The following is a 22,376-nucleotide window of genomic DNA, read 5'->3' as shown; positions in this document are numbered from 1 at the left end:
TGGTAATGCCCGCAACAACAAAAATGTGCGTAATAATACCGGTGCACAAGCCGGCAATAGCAGCAGACGAGGCAATTTCCCTTGCTGCTTGCAAAACACATTTAAGCAGGTACGATTGTTACCTGCTATACCCGGAAGGGATGGATACGGGCGCATACACGGCATTACACGCAGGTTTGCTGTTGCACCCGGTTAACCCCGATTGGCTGTCATCTATAGAAAAGTATAATAAAATGAAGGTAAGCACCGGCTTTTATCAATTGTTTGCTAAGTATGAGTACATGCTTACTTACGAGCTTGATGCCTTTATTTTCCATGATAATTTGGAAGCCGCTAGGGCTTTTGCGTTCGATTATATAGGCGCGCCGTTCTTTGAAGGGTACTGGGCCGCACAACCCGGGGCTAAATTCATGAAGGGCTGCAACTCGGGCTTTTCTGTGCGTAACATACAGGCTTGCATCAATGCTTTGCAGGCGGTGGGTAAGCTTCGCTGGCAATGGCTGCTTTACAGGCTATCGTTGCTGCATTCATCGCGCTTGCGAAAAAAAATCAATGAATGGACTAAGGGCAAATACGAGGTTTTTGTGACCGGGCGGTTTGCTTTCAACTTCGCCAACTTTCATTTGAACGAGGATGTGATATGGTCTGAAGTGATTCCGCAGTTGGTGCCATCTTTTACCGTGGCCGGCCCGATGAGCGCTTTGGCTTTCAGCTTCGAATATAATCTTGACGAATCTCTTCGGTTGAACAAAGGAGAGTTGCCGCTGGGCTGCCATGCCTGGGCCAAACACCTCGATTTCTGGAGCAAGTATATCGACACCAAAAGCTTAACAAGAAAGGAGCAAATTGATGAAGTTTGATTTTTACCTTTCGGAGATGTCGGTATCCGATAAGCATGGCGGCGGATTAACGCTGCAACGCATTCTGGGTGATGATTTGGATGATATAGCCCATTTTATCCACGTAAACCGTTTCGCTGCCGATTTGCCCGCCAAGGGCGAATTCTTGAAACGGAGTACGGATGTGCTATCGGTATGGGAATCAGATTTAATGCGGAAACTTATTGGCCGTTCGCGGGCATCAAAAATAAGCAAGAAGCTTTGGGCAATACAAAGCCGGGCCAATGTGGCTGCCCGTAAAATGGCGGCAATATTTAAAGATAAGCAAGAAGTTACCGGCTTGGTTTGTCCGCAAGGAGCCAACGCCATCTTCGCCCTGGAGGCTTTAAAAAAGAAGATGACGGTAAAGTACATCACCTGGGTGATGGACGACCACCTGGTACGATACGATGACGACCATTGGCAATACCCCGAGGGGACGGAAGCCGTTTTTGCCAGGCACCTGCGCGAGGCGGAGAAAGTGCTGGTGATAAGCCCGGTCATGCAACGCTTCTATAAAGAACGCTTCGGCATCGAATCTACCGTGCTGTTCGGTTCATCGGGCTCGGTGGAGGGTGCGGGGCAATTTGAGGTAAAGCAAGGCCCTTTAAAAATAGGCTACTTTGGTGCGGTTGCTGCCTGGCAGAAAGATGCCTTAGCAGCAGTTGCCGCAGCACTGAAAGGTACCGATGTACAGCTGGATATTTACTCGGGCATTGATAAACTGCCTGCCGAACTGGAAGCAGATGGCGTATTTTTTAAAGGCAGCGTAGCACCCGAACAGGTGCTGGCCCAGATGCAAAATTACGATGCCGTGCTTTTGCCCATCAGTTTTAGGCAAAAAATGCGTAATATGTCGGAGTTTAATATCGCTACCAAAATGAGCGAGTATTTAGCTTGCGGCGTGCCCATATTGGCCGTTGGGCCGGCATACGCGGCCATGATTGCTTATCTTGATGAACATGATGCCGCCATTACGGTAGCATCCGCAGAAGATGACGCCATCAGGGATGGCTTTAAGCACTTGCGCAATGCGCAGCGTGTTGCCCAAATTTTAAAAAATGCCCAAAAGTTAGTGTTGGATGAAGTTGGCTCAATGCCAATGCGTGGGGTTTGGCAATCCGTTGTAAACGGGTAGCGCGGGCCAAAATATACAGGGAATCGCCTTTGGATTTCATTCCCCTCTTGAGAGGGGGCGGGCGTGACGGTGTGGGAGCAGGGGTGTGTTAGGCCATGTATTTGACGCTAACACACCCCTCCACCCCTCTCAAGAGGGGAGCCGCACAAGCCATTGCGCTCGTTGTTTTAAGGGAGCTTTGGCAGACAATAGATATTTTAATTTACAACATACATAACCTTTGCTTAAACACTATGGCAAATTCAGCTAAAAAATTACTGGTAACCGGGTCGTCCGGCTTAATAGGCTCAGAAGTTTGTTATCATTTTGCAGCACTTGGCTGGGAAATACATGGCGTAGACAATAACCAGCGTGCCGTATTCTTTGGCGCGCAGGGCGATACCCGCTGGAACCAAAACCGCATCCAAACCGATCTGGGCGCAAAATTCATCCATCACGAAGTAGATATCCGCGACCGCGCAGGCGTGCTTGCGTTGATGAAAGAAGTGAAACCCGATGCCATTGTACATACCGCTGCTCAGCCATCGCACGATCGCGCTGCGGCAATCCCTTTCGACGATTTTGATACTAACGCGGTAGGTACGCTGAACCTGCTGGAGGCCGTAAGGCAAACCTGCCCCGAATCGCCTTTTGCGCACATGAGCACCAATAAGGTTTACGGCGACAGGCCCAACACCATCGATTTGGTAGAGTTGGAAACTCGTTGGGATTATGCCGACCCTTCCTACGCCGACGGCATTACCGAGGAGTTTTCTATCGACCAAAGCAAGCACTCGCTGTTCGGGGCCTCTAAAGTGGCTGCCGATATTATGGTGCAGGAGTACGGCCGTTATTTCGGCATACCTACTTGCTGCCTGCGCGGGGGCTGCCTAACCGGTCCGAACCACTCTGGCGTAGAACTTCACGGCTTTTTGAGCTACCTGGTAAAATGCAACGTAGAGGGCCGCCAATACAATGTGTTCGGATACAAAGGCAAGCAGGTGCGCGATAATATCCACTCCTACGATGTGGCCAGCTTTATTGATGCCTTTATTGCCGCGCCACGCATTGCCGAGGTATACAACATAGGTGGCGGTCGAGCCAATTCCTGCTCTATATGGGAGGCCTTCAAAATTGCCGAGAAATTCACAGGCAAAGAACAGGTTTATAAGTATGTAGACGAGAACCGCATAGGCGATCACATGTGCTATATCTCCAACCTCGATAAAATGCGTGCGCATTATCCAAACTGGGATATCACCATCTCGCTGGAAGAAACCATCAGGCAGATAGTGGCGGCGCAAGGCACTCACATATAATCATACCTTGTGAAGCTATTAACCTACCAGCCGTTTTCCTTATATTCTAATGGCGGCGGCAACCGCATCCTGCGCCGCTTATTCATGGGCCGGGAAAAGGATGTGGTATCGTTAGTGATAGAGGAGAACCCTCTGCACCCCCGGCACGGTGCCATTGCGGAAGTAATCGTATTTGCAGCGCCGCTGGTGCGCAAATGGGCCCGCTGGAAAGTGCGCAACTTCCGCACATGGCTAAGGTATGGGCTTTATAAGCCATCTACCATCAAAAAAATACAGCAGGCCGCCAGCGAAATTGATTATGAGATACTGCACGTAGTAGACCATGGTCCCTTTTCGGCAGCTTTGTGTACCGATGCATTCTGCAAGAACAAAGAGCTTTGGGTATCCTTCCACGATCATTTTTCTACCACTTATGGTTTATCCGAAAACAGCGAGGCACTGTGGAAACGAGCCGACCGTAGGCTGGTGATATCGGAAGAATTGGGCAACGAATATGGCCGCCTTTTTGGCACAGCCGATTACGAACTGATAACCGACGGTGTAGCCGCTAAAGAAGTAAGCGAACCCAAGGAAAATAATAAGCAGCCCATGGCGGTTTACTTTGCAGGGCTTTTGCACCTGGAGTATATTCCTTTGTTTAAGGTGCTGGCCGATTCACTGGATTTGCTGACGGCGCAGGGCCATCAGTTCAAATTGATATTGCGGGCTACGCAACACATGCCCTTTTTAGAGAATCGCACATTTAAGACCGATTACCGCCCCATGACGCTGGATGATGCCGAGCTAAAACACGAACTGGATAAAAGCGCTATATTATACTTACCTATTAAATTTACCCGGCCCGATTTTTACTTGTATAGCCTCTCTACAAAAATGGTGGGCTATTTGGGCGGGGCCGGCGCTATACTATACCATGGCCCGCAGGATAGCGCGGCTTGCAACCTGCTCACAAAAAACAGTGCGGCGGTATGCTGCGGTAATTTAGATGCGGCGAAACTGGCGGAGGATGTTTTGAGTTTGCTGGCAAATCAGGCAGGCATATCTGCCAACGCAAAAACGCTGGCAAAAGAGCAATTTAGTTTAACCCATATACAGGAACGTTTCTGGCGGCAGGGTGCAAATGCATAATTAGCAGCCGCAAGCTTAAACCTGGTATTTGCTGAACTCTTCGTGGCTGATGATTTTATAGCTCGAAGAAAGGCACTTGGCACAGAAAAGCCTTTGTATAGGCACAAAAAAGGAAACGGGTTTTAATAAAAGCGGCAAGGGTTTTTTGTAATGAAACGGTTGACCGCAGCAATCGCAATAGAGAAAAGGTTTTTGCATGGTAGTATATACTGTACGTTTTGGCATAGATGTTAAAGTATCGGCTTGTACTTAAACAATAGCAGTATATAATTAGGGAGAGGCGGTGCAAATATATTTAATCGTTACGAATATCATTAACGAAAAGGTAAATTTTTAGACGCAACGCATGAAATAACAGCCGATGTTGAAGATTGTTTTCGTTTATCTAAAAAAAACATTTTTTTTAAATATCACATTATCAGCGCTTTTTTAGCCTCATGGCAAAAAAAATAAAAATAGTTTTCATCTGTAGCTCCTTAGAGCCCGGGCATGATGGCGTAGGCGATTACACGCGCCGCCTGGCTGCGGCGTTGATAAAGGGGGGCCATCGCTGTGCGGTATTATCGCTTGCCGATAGGCATGTTGCGCAGCAATATGCCGGCACGCAGCAGGCCGACGGCATAGATGTACCCGTGATGCGCCTGTCATCAGCCATAGAAATAAAACAAAGATTCGCGCTGGCTAAAGAGTGGGTGGATGAGGTAAACCCCGAGTGGTTGAGCCTGCAGTTTGTGCCCTTCGGTTATCACCCTAAAGGGCTGATGACCGGCTTAAGCAAATTGCTGCTTGGGTTGAGCAAGGGCCGTAAATGGCATATCATGTTCCACGAGCTTTGGGTGGGCATAGCCGACGAAGAATCGCAAAAACTGAAGTGGTGGGGCAAGACGCAGCGTATGCTTATCAAATCGCTTGTAAAAAACCTTAAGCCAGCGCTTATACATACCCAAACGGCACTTTACCAAACGCTGCTGGCAAAAATAGGTTTCGAGGCTGCTTACCTGCCGCTTTACGGCAATATACCCGTGATAGGGGAGACCAGGCAAGTGTGGACACCAAAAGACAGGATTGATTTCGTGGTATTTGGCGCTATACATGATAGGGCACCAATCGCCGCCTTTGCGCAGGAGGCGGCTTTATATCAACAAACACATCAAATACCCATCAGCCTTACCATAATGGGCCGCGGCAACAGCGAGCAGGAACGATGGGCAAGCGAGTGGCAAAAAGCGGGCTTAACCTTGCGGCTGTATAAAGAATTATTGCCGGAGCGCATTTCGGAGATACTCTCGGCCTCCACCATCGGTCTATCGGCAACGGCATTGGCAGTAATAGAGAAAAGTGGCTCTTATGCGGCCATGCGCGAACATGGCCTGCCCGTAATCTCCGTATCCAAACCCTGGACACCCGGCGGTGTCGCCCGTCCGGCCATACCTCCGGGTGTAACAGAATACACCACCGGTAACTTTGAGGATTGCATTGCCCGCAGCATTTTTACGCCATACGGCGCAGATGTTACTGCTGTGGCAATTAAATTTGCCGGGGCATTAAATAATTATAAAGCGGACTAGATACCTGATGAGAAAACCCAAAATATGCCTTTTTACCGCGCATGCCCCAAACGTTGGGGGCGGAGGTGCCATATTGCGCAGCTTGCTGGCCAACCTGCCAGGCCTTGATGTGCACTGGTATTATATTGGCAGCGGCCCTGTGGTGGGCTACGAAAACGGGTACCTCGGCCCGGCTTTGATGGGTGGCCCTATGCTGAAGGATATCACTCAAACGCGCAAGATGCTAAAGGGCGGCAAATTGCCCTTTATTGATGAGCTGTCCCAGAAATTACTGAGTATAGATTGCGATGGCTACTGGATAGTATCGCATAACGAAGGACTGCGCATAGCTATTGAACTTGCTGTGCGCCAGCATGAACGGCCCGTACACATGACTGTTCACGATGATTGGGCCGGCGCGCTGTGCGCCCGTTCGGTGCGTTATCGGCTGATGGCCGGGGCCGCAAAAAAACTGACGGTTAAGGCCTTAAAAACGGTGCCCTCTTTCGATTTGATAAGCGGAGGCATGCGTAATTATTACCGTGGCTTAACTGCCCGCCGGGGCGAGGTTTGCCACCGCTACCTGCCCGAAAGCACCATATTGGCCACCCCAGAACCAGAAACCGGGGATAGTGTTTTTATAGGCCATATAGGTTCCATCTACGATAAAAAGGATTTGTTCGCTTTCCTGGCCCTGACCAAAGCGTTTTATCAACAGCAAAGCAGAACGGTAATGCTGCAAATGTGGGGCTGCCATTTAAAGCCAGTAGACGTGCCTGCTGCATTGCAGGCCAACATTAAATTTTACGATACCCTGCCCGAGGAGCAAGTAATACCCCAACTGGCAAAATGCCATTTTGTGTATTGCATGTACCCCCTGAGCAAGGCTCTGCATACCTTTTCTAAAACAAGCCTGCCAACCAAGTTAAGCAGTTATTTGCAAGCGGCTCGCCCCATATTTGGCCACGGCCCGGCCGATAGTACATTGGCCGAATTCCTGGGTACCACAAAATTGGGCGCTATTTGGAGCGCTGCTGATAAGCAAAAGGGTTTCGAATTGCTTGAAGCCATCAGTAGTTTGAGGCCTTCGCGTGCCGATTGGCAGAAGGCCCGTAAGCAATACTTCGGCGAGATGAATTTGGAGGTGATGAACAAAGTACTGAACCCGCATAAAACAACGGATTGAACTTAAATTTAGGCAGATTTAATAACTTGCGGCAGCATGCCCGCACATAATCAAAATGTTAAATATAAAACCACGCGTTATCATAGGCAGCTCAAGCATCTTTTTAGATGCCTTGCGCATTGGCGCTGCTTTAACGGTTTTATATATCCACGTTTATGACCGCTGGTTTCCAAAGTTTGCCCACCCACACCATATGCCGGGCGAACCTTCGCATGCGGCAGTGGTAATCTTCTTCGTATTATCGGGTTATGTTATAGCGCATACCACTATCAGCAGGAACCGTGGCGTTATGCTGTATGCACAGGCGCGTTTGAGTAGGCTCTGTTCAATTGTTATTCCGGTACTGTTGATTACGGCCGTTATAGCGGTAATTGTTAAGCAGGTAAACCCAGAATTGCTGGCCGCTTACTCGCGCGGGCACGATTGGGTGCGGTATATTGCTTCAGGGCTTTTTGTGAACGAACTTTGGCTGTTTTCGGCGGCCCCGCCGCTGAATGGCTCGCTGTGGTCTTTAAGTTTCGAGTTTTGGTATTATGCTATATTCGGGCTTTGGTTCTTCCGTAAAGGCGGGTGGCAATCGTTCATACTGCCGGTGTTGGCGGTACTGGTGGCCGGGCCCAAAATTATCCTGATGATGCCTGTGTGGCTGTTGGGCTACCTGGCCTATATATTGCCACGCCCATCCTTAAGAGCAGCAAACGCCTGGTTTTTTGTACTATTGGGGCTTTTTGCGGCCGGGCTGGCGGTAACTTATGTGCCTTTTTATCCGGGTAAAATCGGCTATAAGCCCTTATACTACGCCAACCAGTTCGTTACAGATTGGGCAGTAGGCTTGTTTATAGCTACAACCCTGTGGATATTACCCACCGGCGACCACCTCAGTACCGAACTGAAGTTTGCCAACTGGTTCCGCAAGGCGGCTGATTTAACTTTTCCGCTGTATGTGCTGCACTTCCCCCTTATCGTATTATGGCGGGCTTTATTTGGTTATAAGGCATACGATATGTTGCAGCTTTGGCAGGTAATTGCATCAGTATTGGTAGTAGCCTCGCTACTGGGTGTTTTGCTGGAGATGCAGCGCCCCCTTTGGACACGGTTTTTCAAATGGCTTTTAGCCACCCCTAAACCATCGGCGAAAGCTTAAAGCCATTTCATTTTGCTAAATATAAAGCAACAATAAGCAATATTTAAGCTGATAATTACAATTTCAATGATTATACTTGTATATTCTTACGAATATGTTAATTTGTAGGATATCTATATGGGATTTATAGCTGATTGTAGTCGGCTAAGCATTTATGAAAGTACTACTGGCGCATCCAACGGGTAATGAATTTGTGCGGGCATTGATAAATGCATTGTCGCAACAAGGCATGCTTGCGGAGTTTGATACCACGGTTGCTGCAGATCCCGCCTCGCCCTGGTTAAAAATGCTGCCGGGCAGCGTAAGGCAGGAGTGGCTGAGGCGTACTTATCCCATCCCCCAAAACGAAATCGTTACGCACCCGTTACGCGAACTTGGCCGGATGATATTACCACGCCTAGGGCTGAAAAGTGCCGTAAAACACGAAACCGGATGGGCCAGCGTTGATGCTGTGTACCGTAACCTGGACCACAAAGTGGCCGACAGACTATCCTCATTGAAAAACGGGAACAAACCCGATGCTATTTATGCTTACGAAGATGGCGCACTGCAGTCTTTTACCAGGGCGAATCAGCTCGGCATAAAGTGTATTTACGATTTGCCTATTGGCTATTGGCGCGCGGCGCGCGAAATGCTGGGCGCCGAACGCGAACGTTGGCCCGATTGGGCGGCAACCCTAACAGGTTTGAGAGATTCGCAACCCAAGCTCGACCGAAAAGACGAAGAAATACGCCTGGCCGAAAGTATTTTCGTAGCCAGCAGTTTTACGGCAAAAACGCTTGGGTATTTCCCGGGTGATTTGCCAAAAGTAGAGGTAATACCTTACGCTTTCCCGCCGGTTTTGGGCGAACGCAGCTATGACACGATTACCGCCGCAAGGCCATTGAAGCTGCTTTTTGTGGGTGGCTTATCGCAGCGCAAAGGCATTGCCGATTTGTTTGCGGCAGTGAAAACTTTTGGCAACAAGGTGCAGCTTACGGTGGTAGGCAGTAAAATGGTTGATGATTGCGTCGTTTTGAACGAGGCCCTGGCACAGCACCTGTGGATACCGAGCATGCCGCATGCCGCCGTTCTAAAACTGATGAGAGAAAACGATGTGTTGCTTTTCCCGTCGTTATTCGAAGGATTCGGGCTGGTGATAACCGAAGCCATGGCACAAGGCACGCCGGTAATAACTACCGACCGTACCGCCGGGCCCGATATCATAACCCATAACGATAACGGCTGGTTGATGGAGGCCGGCTCTACCGATAGCCTTCGGGCGGCAATAGAAAATATATTGATGAAGCCCCAGCTGATTGAGGCGGCCGGTCGGTCGGCAATGGCAACGGCGCAAAAAAGGCCATGGGCGGTATATGGGCAGCAATTAGTTAACGCTATTATCCGTAATAATTGATTATTTTTAAGGTTTCATAATCTATCGATATTAATGAGTACTACCCTCGATAACAATATAGCTGTAGTAGCCCGCGATTCGGCCCAGAAATTTCAGAGCCGGATTGATCGCGAAGCCGTCTTAGCATCGCTGAAGAACGGTATATGGGTGTATTTCGTTTTATTGATTTTTGAAGGGGCCTTACGTAAGTGGGTAATGCCTCAGTTGGCTACCCCATTGCTGGTAGTGCGCGATCCGGTTGCCATATGGCTGCTTATCACTGCCTGGCGCAACGGGTACCTGCCATCTAATAACTATGTTTACATCATTGGGTTTATAGGCAGTGCTGCGTTGTTTACGGCTATCACGGTTGGGCACCACAGCTTACTGGTGGCTGCATACGGTACTCGTATATTGCTCTTCCACTTCCCGCTTATATTTTTGATAGGGAAAATTTTCGATCGCGACGACGTTGTTAAGCTGGGTAAAATAGTGCTATGGATGTCTATACCTATGTTTTTGCTTATCGCGCTACAATTTTACAGCCCACAATCGGCATTCGTAAATAAAGGGATAGGATCAGATTCGCAGGGTGGGGGATTTAGCGGGGCGCTAGGATATTTCAGGCCGCCGGGTACTTTCTCGTTCACAACAGGCAATACACAGTTCTTCTCGTTCGTGGCGGTTTTCGTGGTATATTTTTGGCTTACTTCTACCGAACAAATTAACAGGATATTATTGATAACAGCCACCGTATCGCTTATTGCGGCAATCCCGATATCGATAAGCCGGGGTTTGCTCATACAAGTGATACTTACCGGGGCATTTGCCCTGGCTTCTGTGTCCCGCACCCCCCGGCTTTTGGGGAGGATGTTTTTTGCAGCCATAGGCCTTGTTATTATTTTGGCACTGCTAAGTAACCTCGATTTCTTCAAGAACGCTATTGCCGTGTTAACCTCGCGGTTCGATACGGCTAAGGAAAGCGAGGGTACCATTAACAATACCATCATCAACCGTATGGGTGCCAGTATTTTGGAGCCTTTCGCCAACTCAGATTTGCCCTTTTTTGGCTTCGGCATAGGGATGGGCACCAACGCAGGTGCAAGGTTGCTTATTGGCCGATCTGACGTGTTTTTGATTGCAGAAGGCGAATGGGGCCGAATGATAGGCGAGATGGGAGCCATTTTTGGCATGACAGCTATTATTGTGCGCATGGCATTGAGTATCAAGATGTTATCGCAATCTTACAAACGCCTGCGGCTTAATAACATGCTGCCATGGCTTATGGTGAGCGTTAGTTTCCAGGCGGTAGCGCAGGGGCAATGGGCGCAGCCAACGGCGCTGGGGTTTGGTATAATAATGGGCGGCTTAACTATTGCAGCCATGAAAGCGCCTGCCCCTGCACAGGTTCAATAGCTTACATTAATGGGTAGCCCTCCAAAAAAAATAATGATATACAGGTTAGGGAGCCTTGGCGATACCGTTATTGCCTTGCCCGCTTTTCATAAAATAAGGGAGGCTTACCCCGATGCAGATATAACCCTTTTAACAAATAACCCTGTAGCTGCAAAGGCTGCCCCGCTGGAGAGTATTTTGGGGCAGGGCTATTTCTTCGATAGGGTGTTGGCCTACCCGGTGGGCACCCGCAACGTCAAAGTTTTATTGGAGTTGATAAAGCAGATAAGGGCGCTCCAAATAGATACCGTAGTGTACCTTGCCGGCGTGCGTATCTTAAATACGCTTTTAAAAACCAAGCTCACCGTTTTTAGGGATTGGCTTTTTTTTAAAGCCGCCGGTATCAAAAACACCATCGGTTTTCCGCAGGTTTTGCCCGATTTTATATTGTCGGTTGATGAGTTGACCGGGGATTTGGAATGGGAAGCTAAGAGGCTGGCCCGAAGGGTAGGAGCGCTTGGCCCGATACCACTGGATGATGAGAAATACTGGGACTTGCGTTTTACGGAACAAGAACTGGTAACCGCCGGCGAAAAGCTTAGCATGCTTGCGGCGGGGCAGCCTATAATAGCGGCAAGCACAGGTACTAAAAACCAGGTAAATGATTGGGAAGAAGCTAATTGGCAAAGCATGCTGAAGCAATTGGGGATGCTGCTGCCCGGTTGGCAGCTGGTAATGCTTGGCGGCCCCGATGAAACCGGCAGGGCCGATGGATGTATAGCCGCATGGGGCGACAACGGCATCAATTTATGCGGGCAAACCTCGCCAAGGGTTTCCGGCGCGGTAATGAAGCAAGCAGAGCTATTTATTGGCCACGATAGCGGTCCTATGCATATGGCCGCAGCAGTAGGCACGCCTTGCGCAGCCATTTTTTCGGCAAGGCACCACCCAAGGCAGTGGTACCCGCGTGGCAACGGCAACAAAATCATCTATCATAAAACAGATTGCGCCGGCTGCTGCCTGGATGTATGTGTAACGCAGCATAAGAAATGCATCCTATCGATAACGCCCGATGAGGTGATAGGGGCAGCCATGGATATACTTAAAGCAAAGGGGCATAATAAAACTAATATATCATTTAAATGAAGCTGTTGCACATTATTGCAAGCATGGATCCGGCCAGTGGTGGCCCCTGCCAGGGCATACGGAATACCAACCCTCAGCTAATGCATAACGGCATCAGCAGGGAAGTGGTGAGCCTTGATGCGCCCGATAGTCCATTTTTAGGGATGGACAATTTTACCATACATGCCTTAGGCCCCGCCCGCGGCAAGTGGCAATATTCTGATAAATTACGCCCCTGGCTGTTGGCCAATATGGCGCGGTTTGATGTGATAATCATCAACGGTCTGTGGCTATATTCGAGCTATGCGGGCTGGAGCGTAAAGCGGGAACTGGAAAAAAAGGCCCAAAAAAATGCACAACTGGTTGCGCCGCCCAAGTTATATGTAATGCCGCATGGCATGCTTGACCCGTACTTTCAGCGCGCTGCCGATCGCAGGCTAAAAGCTATACGCAACTGGTTTTATTGGAAGTTAATAGAAAGCAAAGTAGTAAACGATGCCGATGGCCTGTTTTTTACCTGCCAAACCGAGCTGGAACTTGCCCGAATGGCGTTTTCTCCATACCACCCCAAAAAAGAGATGAATGTTGGATACGGCATTATTGCGCCGCCACAGCATTCCGCGCAAATGGACGAAGCCTTTTATAGTAAATGCCCCGGTGCCAAAGGCAAGCCCTTTTTGCTTTTTTTTAGCCGCATACACAAAAAGAAAGGGGTAGATCTATTGATAAAGGCCTACGCCGAAATAGTGAACAAACAGATAAACGGCACAAACGCCTGTTATAAATTAATTGTTGCGGGGCCGGGCTTAAATACATCGTACGGTAAGGAATTACAACGGTTGCTGGCCCATTACCCCGATGTAAAAGAAAACATACATTTTACCGGCATGCTTAGCGGAGATGTAAAATGGGGCGCCATTTACAATTGCGATGCTTTTGTGCTGCCCAGTCATCAGGAAAATTTTGGGATAGCCGTTGTGGAGGCTCTTGCCTGCGAAAAGCCGGTGCTGGTATCGCAACAGGTAAATATCTGGAAAGAGATAGAAAACGGCGGCGGCGGCGTAGCGGCTGCCGATACGTTTGATGGCACCCGCCAACTGTTAAATACCTGGGTAAATTTGTCTCCTGCCCAAAAAACAAGCATGGCACAAAAAGCCCTTGTGGTATTTAAAGAACACTTTGATATAGAACGTGTTGCCAAGCACTTTATAAAGGCAATTTTTGAGGGACAGTAGGTGGGCAAATACTCAATTTTTTTTAATTGATTTTTTCTTTTATCGTAATCGGCTTGCCTGTTGTTGCTTACACCCGGGCTTGCCAGGGAGGGCTGATGCAGTGTTGGCAGATATTGAAAATTTAATAATTGCAGCAATCTGTTGCTATAAATAAATAATATTGGTAAAAATTGTATAAGTTTAGTATTATTGCTTAAAATAGTAACGATTGTAAAGGCGCAATTTTGCGCAAAATAAATCAGCTTTTTTTATTGAAAGCACATCGCGAATTAAACAAATATTATTGTGGCGTATCCAATTTTAGTATTTCTTATTGATTAAATGATTAATCAGGATACATACACCGGTCCATCTTTTTCTGTAGCCAATCGTGCGGCCAGGGTTATATGGCAAATTACGTCGCTGTTTTTTTTCAGGCTTTCGCCAAGGCCTTTTCATGCGTGGCGCTCGTTTTTGCTCCGTTGTTTTGGTGCAAAGGTTGGCAAGGGAGTGCACGTGTATCCGGGCGTAAAAATATGGGCACCCTGGAATTTAGAGCTGCACGATGAATGCGGGGTTGGCAGCGGCGCCACATTGTATTCGCAAGGTAAAATTACTATAGGGCGCAGGGCGGTAATTTCGCAGGGTGTTTACTTATGTACCGGTACGCATGATTATACCAGGGCCGGTTCGCCCCTGGTTACTAAGCCTATTTACGTGGGCGAGAATGCATGGATAGCAGCCGAAGCGTTTGTTCACCCCGGTGTAGTTATTGCAAGCGGCTGTGTAATTGGAGCCCGTTCGGTAGTGATAAATGATATGCCCGAATGGACGGTATGCGCCGGCCATCCGTGCAGGCCGCTTAAGGCAAGGGTAATGGTTAATGATATTGATCGATGATATCTGTTTTAATACTTACCAAAAACGAAGAGCAGGATTTGCCGGGTTGCCTCGAATCTGTTGCCTGGTGCGATGATATACACGTGTATGATTCGCTGAGCGATGATAAGACGATTGAAATAGCCGAAGCGGCGGGTGCAAAAATCACCAGCCGTAAGTTTGATAACTGGTCGGCCCATCAAAACTGGGGTTTAGCCAATATAGCTTTTAAATACCAGTGGGTGCTATATATTGATGCCGACGAGCGGGTTTCGGAAAGTTTGTTTAAATCGTTGCAATTGTTTGATGCCAGCGATACGAACGTAGCTTATGAGATACGGCGCCGCGATTTTGCCTGGAACGGCAAATGGCTAAAGCATGCCCAGGTATCGCCATTTTACCTGCGGCTTTTCCGGCCCGGCAAAATGCGGTACGAAAGGCTCGTTAACCCGGTATCGGTGCCGGATGGTGCAGTGGCCCGGATAGACGGTTACCTGGATCATTACCCCTTTAGCAAGGGTTTTAGGTTTTGGTTTACCAGGCACCTTGGGTATGCAGATATGGAAGCGGCTATGCGGTTGCAGCAAATGGATGCAAATGAGAAGTTCTCAGTACGTAAAGCATTGTTCAGTGCCGATTTTACGAAGCGCCGTTATCACCAAAAAGGCCTTTTTTATAAATTGCCAGGCCGGCCTGTTATTAAATGGGTTTATATGGTGGTGGTAAGGCGGGCGTTTTTAGATGGTGCAGCGGGTGTTACTTACGCCACTATGCAGGCTATCTATGAATATTTTATAGTGCTGAAAACAAAAGAAATGTTGAGCAAATGAAGTGGCATCCGAAAAATAACGTAATCACACCATCGGCAACATGATGGTTATCAGTACGTTTTTGAAACACCGGTTTCTATTTAACGGTTGATATAACTTAATCGCTGTTTTAAGGCGTAGGCTTTAGTAAATTCCGTTATATTTAAATATTTATTTGCCGGATTTTTACCGGCCTAAACGTGTTACCGGCCAAAGGCCTAGTTTATAAATGGATAAGAAAAAAATACTGTTGATTAGTCATAATTTCTCTCCTGAACCAATTGGTATTGGAAAATATAACGGCGAGATGTTGAGCTGGTTGGTAAACCGTGGCTATGACTGTACAGTAATTACTACTTTTCCGTATTACCCATTTTGGAAGGTACAAGAGCCTTACACCAACCATTGGTATAAAAAAGAGGTAATATATAACGAAAAAAGTGGTGCTACCTTAACTATTTACAGGTGCCCATCCTACATCCCCAGCGACCCTACCGGCAAGCAGCGCGCCATACAGGATTTCTCGTTTTGGGTTACCAAATTCTTCATGGTTTTTAAGCTTATTTTGTTTAAGCAGAAATTCGCTCTGATTATTACCGTTGCCCCGCCTTTCCATTTGGCCTATCTGGGCCTAATGCTAAAGAGGTTTAGCGGCGGTAAGCTGCTTTATCATATACAGGATATGCAGATAGAAGCCGCGCGCGACCTGAAGTTGTTTTCTAAAAAGATGGTATTGGCGGGCTTGTTTAGGGTAGAGCATAAGATACTGATGAGTGCCGATTTTGTGAGCAGCATATCTGATGGGATGATAAAAAAGATAAAAGCGAAATTTAACCGCGATATTGTTTTTTTCCCCAATTGGGTAGATACCGACTATTTTTTCCCTTTGCCCAATCGCGAAAAGCTTAAAATCAAATGGGGCTACAAGCCCGACGATATAGTGTACCTGTACTCAGGCGCGGTAGGGGTAAAGCAACGGCTCGAAAGGATATTGGTAACTGCCGAGGAACTGCTGCACATGGAACACATCAAATTTATCATATGCTCATCAGGCCCGTATAAAGATCAGCTGCACGAACAGGCAAGGCGCAAAGGCTTAACCAATATTTCGTTTTTGCAAGTGCAGGAGAGAGATGTGTTCAATGAATTCCTCAATATGGCCGATATACACCTGGTGCTGCAAATTGCTGATGCCGGGGACCTGGTAATGCCATCTAAACTTACTACTATACTTGCAGTTGGGGGGGCTAGTATCATTACTGCCTCGCTCGGTACGTCGTTATACGATATGGTGCACGATTACGATTTTGGTTACGTTGTTGAGCCGCAAGACAGGGATAACCAGGATTTGCTTACCAAGCAGATATTGCAAATAAAGCTTGATGGCGAACTGGAAGCCAAGCGCGAAAACGCCCGCAAATACGCCGTGCAGTACCTGGAAGTTGATAAGGTGATGAATAAATTTGTTGAAGATTTTCTAAGCTAAACTCTCCCGCTAAACTTTGTACAACACAGATATTAAAAGTTTGCACTTATATTAAAAGTATATCTATATTTATACTGGCAACCGGCATACATAACCGCTAAGTGTAACCCGCCGCCGGTATCTGTCTCCATTTTTTTTGTAACCGCTTTATCGATAATTATAAATTATTTTAGCCGATGATAATTAAGCTTACCTTTTGGTGGATTATTTTGTTGCTGATGTTTTTGCGGGGCGTTATCAAGAAATTCAGGGGGGATGCAAATGTTAAGTACTTATACATAAGTTTATTTATAGTTGCTGCGCCGTTTTCTTTTAACCAGATGGTGCTGGCTTTAACAAATGACGCCTTTATAAGGGGGCGGGTTACTTCCGTTGCGCTGGGCAGGTTCCGCAACGAGGTCGATATCAGCGTTGCCTTCGCCATTTCGGTTATCCTTTTACTTGCGGGCTATTATAAACTAAAAAAAAAGTCATTCAGTTTTGCCAGTAACAGGTGGTTATACGCGCTGCTGCTTTTTTGCATTGTATCTTATATAAATCCCTACAACATATTCAAGCCTGCATTACTTGCCGTGTTGGGAATGGTAGTTCCGCTGGCCGTCCTTTTTAAATTATACGAAGGGAATTTTGATAAGCAGGCTATTTTAAAGGGAGCTTTTGATGGGCTGGCTATATTAACTATTATTAATGCGGCGTTGTGCATTTGCTACCCTATAATGAGTATAAATGAGGCCGCTACCATCATTTACGGGCAAGGCGGCATCAATAGCTCGCTTCGGCGCGAGGGGTACCCATCTGCTATCGGTATTTTAGACCATCCGAACGGGCTCGGCTTTATGTCAATCATACCCATCGCATTTTTCTTATCGTGTTACCTCAAAAACTATGGCAATAAAGCAGTTGTGGTAAGCTTAATTTTAACTAGCACGCTTGTTTGCTTCTTTACTTTTTCCAGATCGTCCTACTTGGGCATTTTCATCGCGATTATTACATTGTTAGCGGTGTACTACACTAAAAATAGAAAAGGGTTTAACCGCAAAGTTGCCATAACCGGGGGGGGAGTGGTAGTTGGAGTGCTTTGCCTTTATTTTTACCTGGCCGAGTATGAAAACCTGCTGTTGTTTAATAACATTGGAGAAATGCTTACCGCGCGCGAAAACCATTGGCTGCTTGGGTACGAGATTTGGAAGCAATCAAAAATTATTGGTATTGGCCTTAATACACAAGTTTATTACCTAACGCATGGCAGTTTTAATTATACGGGCGTATCCAGCGGCTTTGCGGTAAATACGGCCATCCACAACATTCACATCATCATTCTTACAGAAACCGGGGTACTTGGGCTGGCAACTTGGATATGGCTCTTGGTAACAAAATTCAAAACCTGCTTAAATTTTGTAAAAGACGAAGATAAAGAAGCTGATATTTTTATGATGGCATTTTTTGCGATGCTGATTGCTATAATATTGATAGGTTTTGTGGATATCTCGCCTTCGAGTTTAGAGGTAATGCCGTTGCTTGCGTTTTTCGGGTACTTCTCTAACCCGAATGTGTTGGAAAAAAAAGCGTAAAAAGTAATTAAGTATGAACCTCACGATTAATGAATATGAAAACCATTAAGAAAAGGCTTAATAAGGCCGAGCGTTTTTTTATGGTACTTAATGCTATTGCGGTATTAATGCTGTTGGTTTTTTTGGTAGTGCCGCGCGTTTTCAGCAACCATTATTTAAGCGTTAATATAGTAGGGTTCAATACACCGGTTGTGTTTATCCTTAACTGCTTTTTTGTTTTTTACTGGCTGGGCAGAACGCGGTATTATTTTTTAATTTCCCTGTTTTTCATATTTGTGTATTGCTTCCTGCTTGTCCAGCGCATAGGCTATAAAGCAACCTTAAGGGCGGCAATTAACTCAGTAATGGTGAAAAGTGGCGGACTATATCTAAACCAGCACGATTATATTGGCGATGTAACCCTGCCCGAGCACCCCAGGCTTCTTTTTACAGAAGCCGATGAAGCTATAGTAAAACAAGGCTTTGCCACTAACCCCAACTGGAGCCGAATGAACCTTTTTGTTGTAAATGGTGTAAATGCCATGATGAAACAACGCCTGAAAATGACCCAGTACCGGGGCGACGATATTATTGTGAACACCAGGGAGGCTATGCGCCGCCTGCTTTTTTTTAGCTATGCCTGGCGGGTTACCAATAAACCCGAATATCTTAAAGCAGCCACCGACGAACTGATGAACGTTTCCTCGGTTAGCAGTTGGAAGCCACAGGAAACCATCGAAACGGCTGAAATTACCCTTTCCGTGGCCATAGCATATGATTGGCTTTACAACGACCTATCGGAGGTTGACCGCATGCTGGTACAAAAGGCCATTATAAAAAAGGCGCTTGAGCCATCGCTTGATGCCTACTATAACGGCTGGCTAGACCTGCGCACCGAAGCCAATCAAATTTGCAACACGGCCATGCTGTACGGCGCCCTGGCGGTTTACGATGTAGATACCAAACTGGCCCGGCAGATCATCAACCGCTCTATCGAGTCGCTTTCTTTCGCAATGGATATTTATGCCCCCAACGGAGTGCATCCATCTGGATACCAATATGGCGCTTACGGCACTAATTTTAATGTTTTTGCCATAGATGCACTAACAAATTTATTTGGTAAAGATTACGGCCTATTACAAAAGCCCGGTTTTTTAAAAACAGGAGAGTACTTGCAGCACCTAACTGGGCCAACGGCGCTGCCCTTCAATTATTCTGATGGCCTGCCGTCGGCAGGCCTGGCGCTTAACCCATCGGCATTTTGGCTGGCCGATAAACTAAAGCAAACATCGTTACGCTGGCCGGCCGAGCGTATTTTATCGCACGGAACGTATAAGGAGTTTGTAAACAACAGGCTGTTGCCAATTGCCATTATTTGGGGCACAACCCGCGGTATGAGCGGCAGCCAGCCGCCTACAAATAACATGTGGGTTGATAATAAAGGCACGCTTGCCCTAATGCGAACCGGATGGGCAGATAGCAGCGCTATTTTTGTCGGCTTTAAAGCCGGCTCCCCATCTACCTGGCATGGGCATATGGATGCCGGCTCCTTTGTACTTGATGCCAATGGAAAGCGCTGGGCCAGCGAACTGGGCGGCGAGAATTTAACCAGGTTGCAAGCAAACGGGGTGAATATCTTAGATATGGGGCAAAATTCGCGGCGCTGGCAAATGTTTCGTAACAATAATAAATCGCACAATACGCTTACGGTTAACGGAGGGTACCAGATGGTTGATTCTGCCTCGGTGATTATACGTTCATCAGGCAACAAAGATTTGATGTATGCGGTTGCAAGTCTCTCCGGCGTTTACCAGGGCACACTTAAGAATGCTACCCGAGGGATTGCCATTGTAGGGCAAAAGCTAGTACAAGTGCGCGACGAAATTGAAACCATGGAGGGCGATAATAATGTAAGGTGGAAAATTATTACGCCTTCGCACGTAAAAATACTGGCCGCAAACTTAGCTGAGCTAACGCAGGGCGATAAAAAAATGTACATGCGGGTAATGGAACCGGCTGCTGCCAAACTGGAGTTATGGTCGGCAAGCCCGAGTTATTTTTATGAGTTACCAAACCCCGGCAACATCATACTGGGTTTCGAGATCAGGAACTCGATTAGTCAAAAGGTGCCTATGTCCGTTGTTTTTTCTGATGACTTAAATAAGCTGAAAGCGCTGCAAAGTGTAAAGCCTTTAAAGGAGTGGAAATAGTGGCTTGATGATATAAGGCTACTTGAGCCTCAAATCGCTTATTACGGGCTTATGATCCGATATTTCTTCTTCAAGAACCTGGTAGTTCAGCACATCGAATTGCTTGCTAGCCAAAATATAATCGATTTGTAACGGAAGGCTGGACCAGTAGGTGGTCTGAAAGCCACTCCCTTTCTCGATAAAGGCATTTTTTAAACCATCGCCCAATTCATTTACGGCGTAAGATATCGGCGTATCATTAAAATCGCCGGTAACAATATATGGGTAAGGGCAACTTTCAAAACTTTTCTTTATCTGATCTACCTGATAGCTCCGCATAACAAAAGCTCCGCTTAGGCGGCCTAAAACAAATGATGAGTTACCCAAGGCTTTTCCGCTTAAAACCTTCTTTTTCGATTTCGATTTAATTTGCACGGCTATCAGGTGTACGCAATATACCCGCACAGTTTTCCCTTTATATTTAACATCTACATAAATAGATTTTGAGTTTGAGTTGTTATTGCCCCCAACAAGGCCTGTGCTTACGATTGGGTATTTAGAGAATATGGCGTTGCCTGTTGAATCTTTACGGAAAACCTTATCGGCGTTGAAATAGTAATATTTTGTTTTTAATAAGGCTTTAATCTGGTTACTAATAGAATCCCGGTTAACCCGGTATTTAGCAAATTCCTCCAGATTAATAATATCGGGGTGCTTGCTTTCAATTACTTCCATTATTTCTTTTTGTACGAAGGTATCCTCATACCTGCCAATGCCGAGAAAAGAATGCACGTTGTATTGCATTATCCGCAGGTCGCTAGTATCGGCCTTGTCGTTAATTACCACCTTTTTGCGGAAACCATATTGCGCCGTAGCCATGTTGAAGCCAGCCAGCACGCAAACAACAGAAATAAGCATCAGTAACGGTTTCCTGAAAAGCCAGTATGGCAAAAAAACAAGGTTGCCGGCAACTAAAAATAAATATACAAACCCTAAGGTAGCGATGATGGTAGAGTCTCGCGGATCGGTGCCTGGCGCAAGATAACTCAATAAAAGGCATGCTGCTACAACGATATTTAAACCTAAAACTATTTTATCTATCAGCAGGAACGGCTTTTTCTTCTGTTTGCTTTTCATACAAAAAGGTGTGATTTAATGCGGGCAAATTTTTTTTAAAAGTAGGCGTTTAAGCTTGCTTTTGGAAACATGGGGGCAATTCTTTTAATAAAACTTTAAAGTTGTGTTTTTTGCAAGGCTAAATTTTTAGCCCCTAAATGCAGGTTTAATGCGGCAAAGTGCATCAAAATAATTAAGTTTACAGCACAAAAATGAGGAATTGGCTAAAGCGGAACTATTACAGGCTGGTTAATTACAACAAAAATGTAAAAATTGGCGGCGGGGTAATATTTAACATCCATAATTATTTTGAGGGCTATAATGTTATAGGGCAAAACGTAATTATGGGCACTTCGCATATAGGCTTAGGAACTTATATTGCCGATGCCTCGGTAATAAAAAACACGTTCATTGGCAAGTTTTGCTCAATTGGCAGCAACATCCAAACAGGCATGGGCGTGCATCCATCAAAAGAGTTTGTTTCAACGCACCCGGCTTTCTTTTCAACTCAGATGCAGGCGGGCTTTTCGTTTGTAAACGAAACCATTTTTCAGGATCATGTATACGCCGATGCGGAAAAAAAACACATCGTAGTAATTGGGAATGATGTGTGGATAGGCAATAACGTAATTATTGTAGATGGCGTTAAAATTGGCGATGGCGCCATTATAGCTGCCGGTGCTGTGGTTACCAAAGATGTTGCGGCTTACGCAATTGTTGGTGGTGTGCCGGCCAGGTTTATACGTTACCGGTTTACCCAGCCAGAGATAGACCAGCTGTTGAAGATACAATGGTGGGATTGGAGCATGGATAAGATAAAAGCAAACAGTACTTTCTTTAAGGATATACAACAATTTATTAAAGCTGTGTAAAAAGCAAAAGGCTATTTTGGCCAATGTGGACGCAGCTGTGGCAAAAT

18 protein-coding genes are annotated in these 22,376 nt (G+C 46.5%); 17 read left to right on the top strand and 1 reads right to left on the bottom strand.

Annotated elements, in window-relative coordinates:
- The first annotated feature begins 23 nt into the window (after nucleotides 1-23).
- The 16 genes from AC1DYT_RS11465 to AC1DYT_RS11390 all read left to right on the top strand — a co-directional run bounded on the left by AC1DYT_RS11465 (nucleotide 24) and on the right by AC1DYT_RS11390 (nucleotide 20,362).
- Complete coding sequence (locus tag AC1DYT_RS11465; RefSeq protein WP_477469743.1) at nucleotides 24-860, top strand: DUF5672 family protein; 837 nt, start codon at nucleotides 24-26, stop codon at nucleotides 858-860.
- A complete protein-coding gene (locus tag AC1DYT_RS11460; protein ID WP_477469742.1) occupies nucleotides 850-2,016 on the top strand; it encodes a glycosyltransferase family protein in 1,167 nt (388 codons plus the stop codon). The genes AC1DYT_RS11465 and AC1DYT_RS11460 overlap by 11 nt, the downstream gene beginning before the upstream one ends.
- 233 nt (nucleotides 2,017-2,249) lie before the next feature.
- Nucleotides 2,250-3,314: an NAD-dependent epimerase/dehydratase family protein gene (locus tag AC1DYT_RS11455; protein ID WP_477469741.1), complete on the top strand. Its 1,065-nt coding sequence runs from the start codon at nucleotides 2,250-2,252 to the stop codon at nucleotides 3,312-3,314.
- Nucleotides 3,315-3,323: 9 nt separating this feature from the next.
- Entirely contained in the window at nucleotides 3,324-4,442 is a 1,119-nt protein-coding gene (locus AC1DYT_RS11450) for a glycosyltransferase family protein (RefSeq protein ID WP_477469740.1), read from the top strand.
- A gap of 437 nt (nucleotides 4,443-4,879) precedes the next feature.
- Nucleotides 4,880-6,010, top strand: a complete 1,131-nt coding sequence (locus AC1DYT_RS11445; protein ID WP_477469739.1) for a glycosyltransferase family protein — start codon at nucleotides 4,880-4,882, stop codon at nucleotides 6,008-6,010.
- 7 nt (nucleotides 6,011-6,017) lie between these two features.
- A complete protein-coding gene (locus AC1DYT_RS11440; RefSeq protein ID WP_477469738.1) occupies nucleotides 6,018-7,175 on the top strand; it encodes a glycosyltransferase family protein in 1,158 nt (385 codons plus the stop codon).
- Between the two features lie 55 nt (nucleotides 7,176-7,230).
- Nucleotides 7,231-8,319, top strand: coding sequence for an acyltransferase family protein (locus AC1DYT_RS11435; RefSeq protein ID WP_477469737.1), 1,089 nt, complete (start codon nucleotides 7,231-7,233; stop codon nucleotides 8,317-8,319).
- A gap of 154 nt (nucleotides 8,320-8,473) precedes the next feature.
- A complete protein-coding gene (locus AC1DYT_RS11430) occupies nucleotides 8,474-9,715 on the top strand; it encodes a glycosyltransferase family 4 protein (RefSeq protein WP_477469736.1) in 1,242 nt (413 codons plus the stop codon).
- Nucleotides 9,716-9,748: 33 nt separating this feature from the next.
- Nucleotides 9,749-11,110, top strand: a complete 1,362-nt coding sequence (locus AC1DYT_RS11425) for a hypothetical protein (protein WP_477469735.1) — start codon at nucleotides 9,749-9,751, stop codon at nucleotides 11,108-11,110.
- A 33-nt stretch (nucleotides 11,111-11,143) separates the two neighbouring features.
- Nucleotides 11,144-12,235, top strand: coding sequence for a glycosyltransferase family 9 protein (locus AC1DYT_RS11420; RefSeq protein WP_477469734.1), 1,092 nt, complete (start codon nucleotides 11,144-11,146; stop codon nucleotides 12,233-12,235).
- Nucleotides 12,232-13,449 carry a glycosyltransferase gene (locus AC1DYT_RS11415; protein WP_477469733.1) on the top strand — a complete coding sequence of 406 codons (1,218 nt, stop codon included), beginning with the start codon at nucleotides 12,232-12,234 and terminating at the stop codon, nucleotides 13,447-13,449. Before AC1DYT_RS11420 ends, AC1DYT_RS11415 begins: the two co-directional genes overlap by 4 nt.
- Before the next feature lie 321 nt (nucleotides 13,450-13,770).
- Nucleotides 13,771-14,328 (top strand): LbetaH domain-containing protein, encoded by a 558-nt coding sequence (locus tag AC1DYT_RS11410; protein ID WP_477469732.1) that lies wholly within the window; start codon nucleotides 13,771-13,773, stop codon nucleotides 14,326-14,328.
- Nucleotides 14,325-15,137: a glycosyltransferase family 2 protein gene (locus tag AC1DYT_RS11405; protein ID WP_477469731.1), complete on the top strand. Its 813-nt coding sequence runs from the start codon at nucleotides 14,325-14,327 to the stop codon at nucleotides 15,135-15,137. The genes AC1DYT_RS11410 and AC1DYT_RS11405 overlap by 4 nt, the downstream gene beginning before the upstream one ends.
- Before the next feature lie 208 nt (nucleotides 15,138-15,345).
- On the top strand, nucleotides 15,346-16,602 hold the full coding sequence (locus AC1DYT_RS11400; protein WP_477469730.1) for a WcaI family glycosyltransferase: 1,257 nt from the start codon (nucleotides 15,346-15,348) through the stop codon (nucleotides 16,600-16,602).
- Between the two features lie 176 nt (nucleotides 16,603-16,778).
- Nucleotides 16,779-18,173: an O-antigen ligase family protein gene (locus AC1DYT_RS11395; RefSeq protein WP_477469729.1), complete on the top strand. Its 1,395-nt coding sequence runs from the start codon at nucleotides 16,779-16,781 to the stop codon at nucleotides 18,171-18,173.
- A gap of 35 nt (nucleotides 18,174-18,208) precedes the next feature.
- Nucleotides 18,209-20,362, top strand: a complete 2,154-nt coding sequence (locus AC1DYT_RS11390; protein WP_477469728.1) for a heparinase II/III domain-containing protein — start codon at nucleotides 18,209-18,211, stop codon at nucleotides 20,360-20,362.
- A gap of 18 nt (nucleotides 20,363-20,380) precedes the next feature.
- Here AC1DYT_RS11390 and AC1DYT_RS11385 read toward each other — a convergent pair whose 3' ends face one another.
- A complete protein-coding gene (locus AC1DYT_RS11385; RefSeq protein WP_477469727.1) occupies nucleotides 20,381-21,478 on the bottom strand; it encodes an endonuclease/exonuclease/phosphatase family protein in 1,098 nt (365 codons plus the stop codon).
- A gap of 191 nt (nucleotides 21,479-21,669) precedes the next feature.
- On the opposite strand from AC1DYT_RS11385, the gene AC1DYT_RS11380 reads away from it, so the two are divergent.
- On the top strand, nucleotides 21,670-22,329 hold the full coding sequence (locus AC1DYT_RS11380) for a CatB-related O-acetyltransferase (RefSeq protein WP_477469726.1): 660 nt from the start codon (nucleotides 21,670-21,672) through the stop codon (nucleotides 22,327-22,329).
- Nucleotides 22,330-22,376: the final 47 nt, after the last annotated feature.

This window comes from Mucilaginibacter sp. P1_D10 (genome assembly GCF_056406215.1).
Note: the sequence above shows the minus strand (reverse complement) of the source record. Positions and strands in the feature narration are given on the sequence as shown.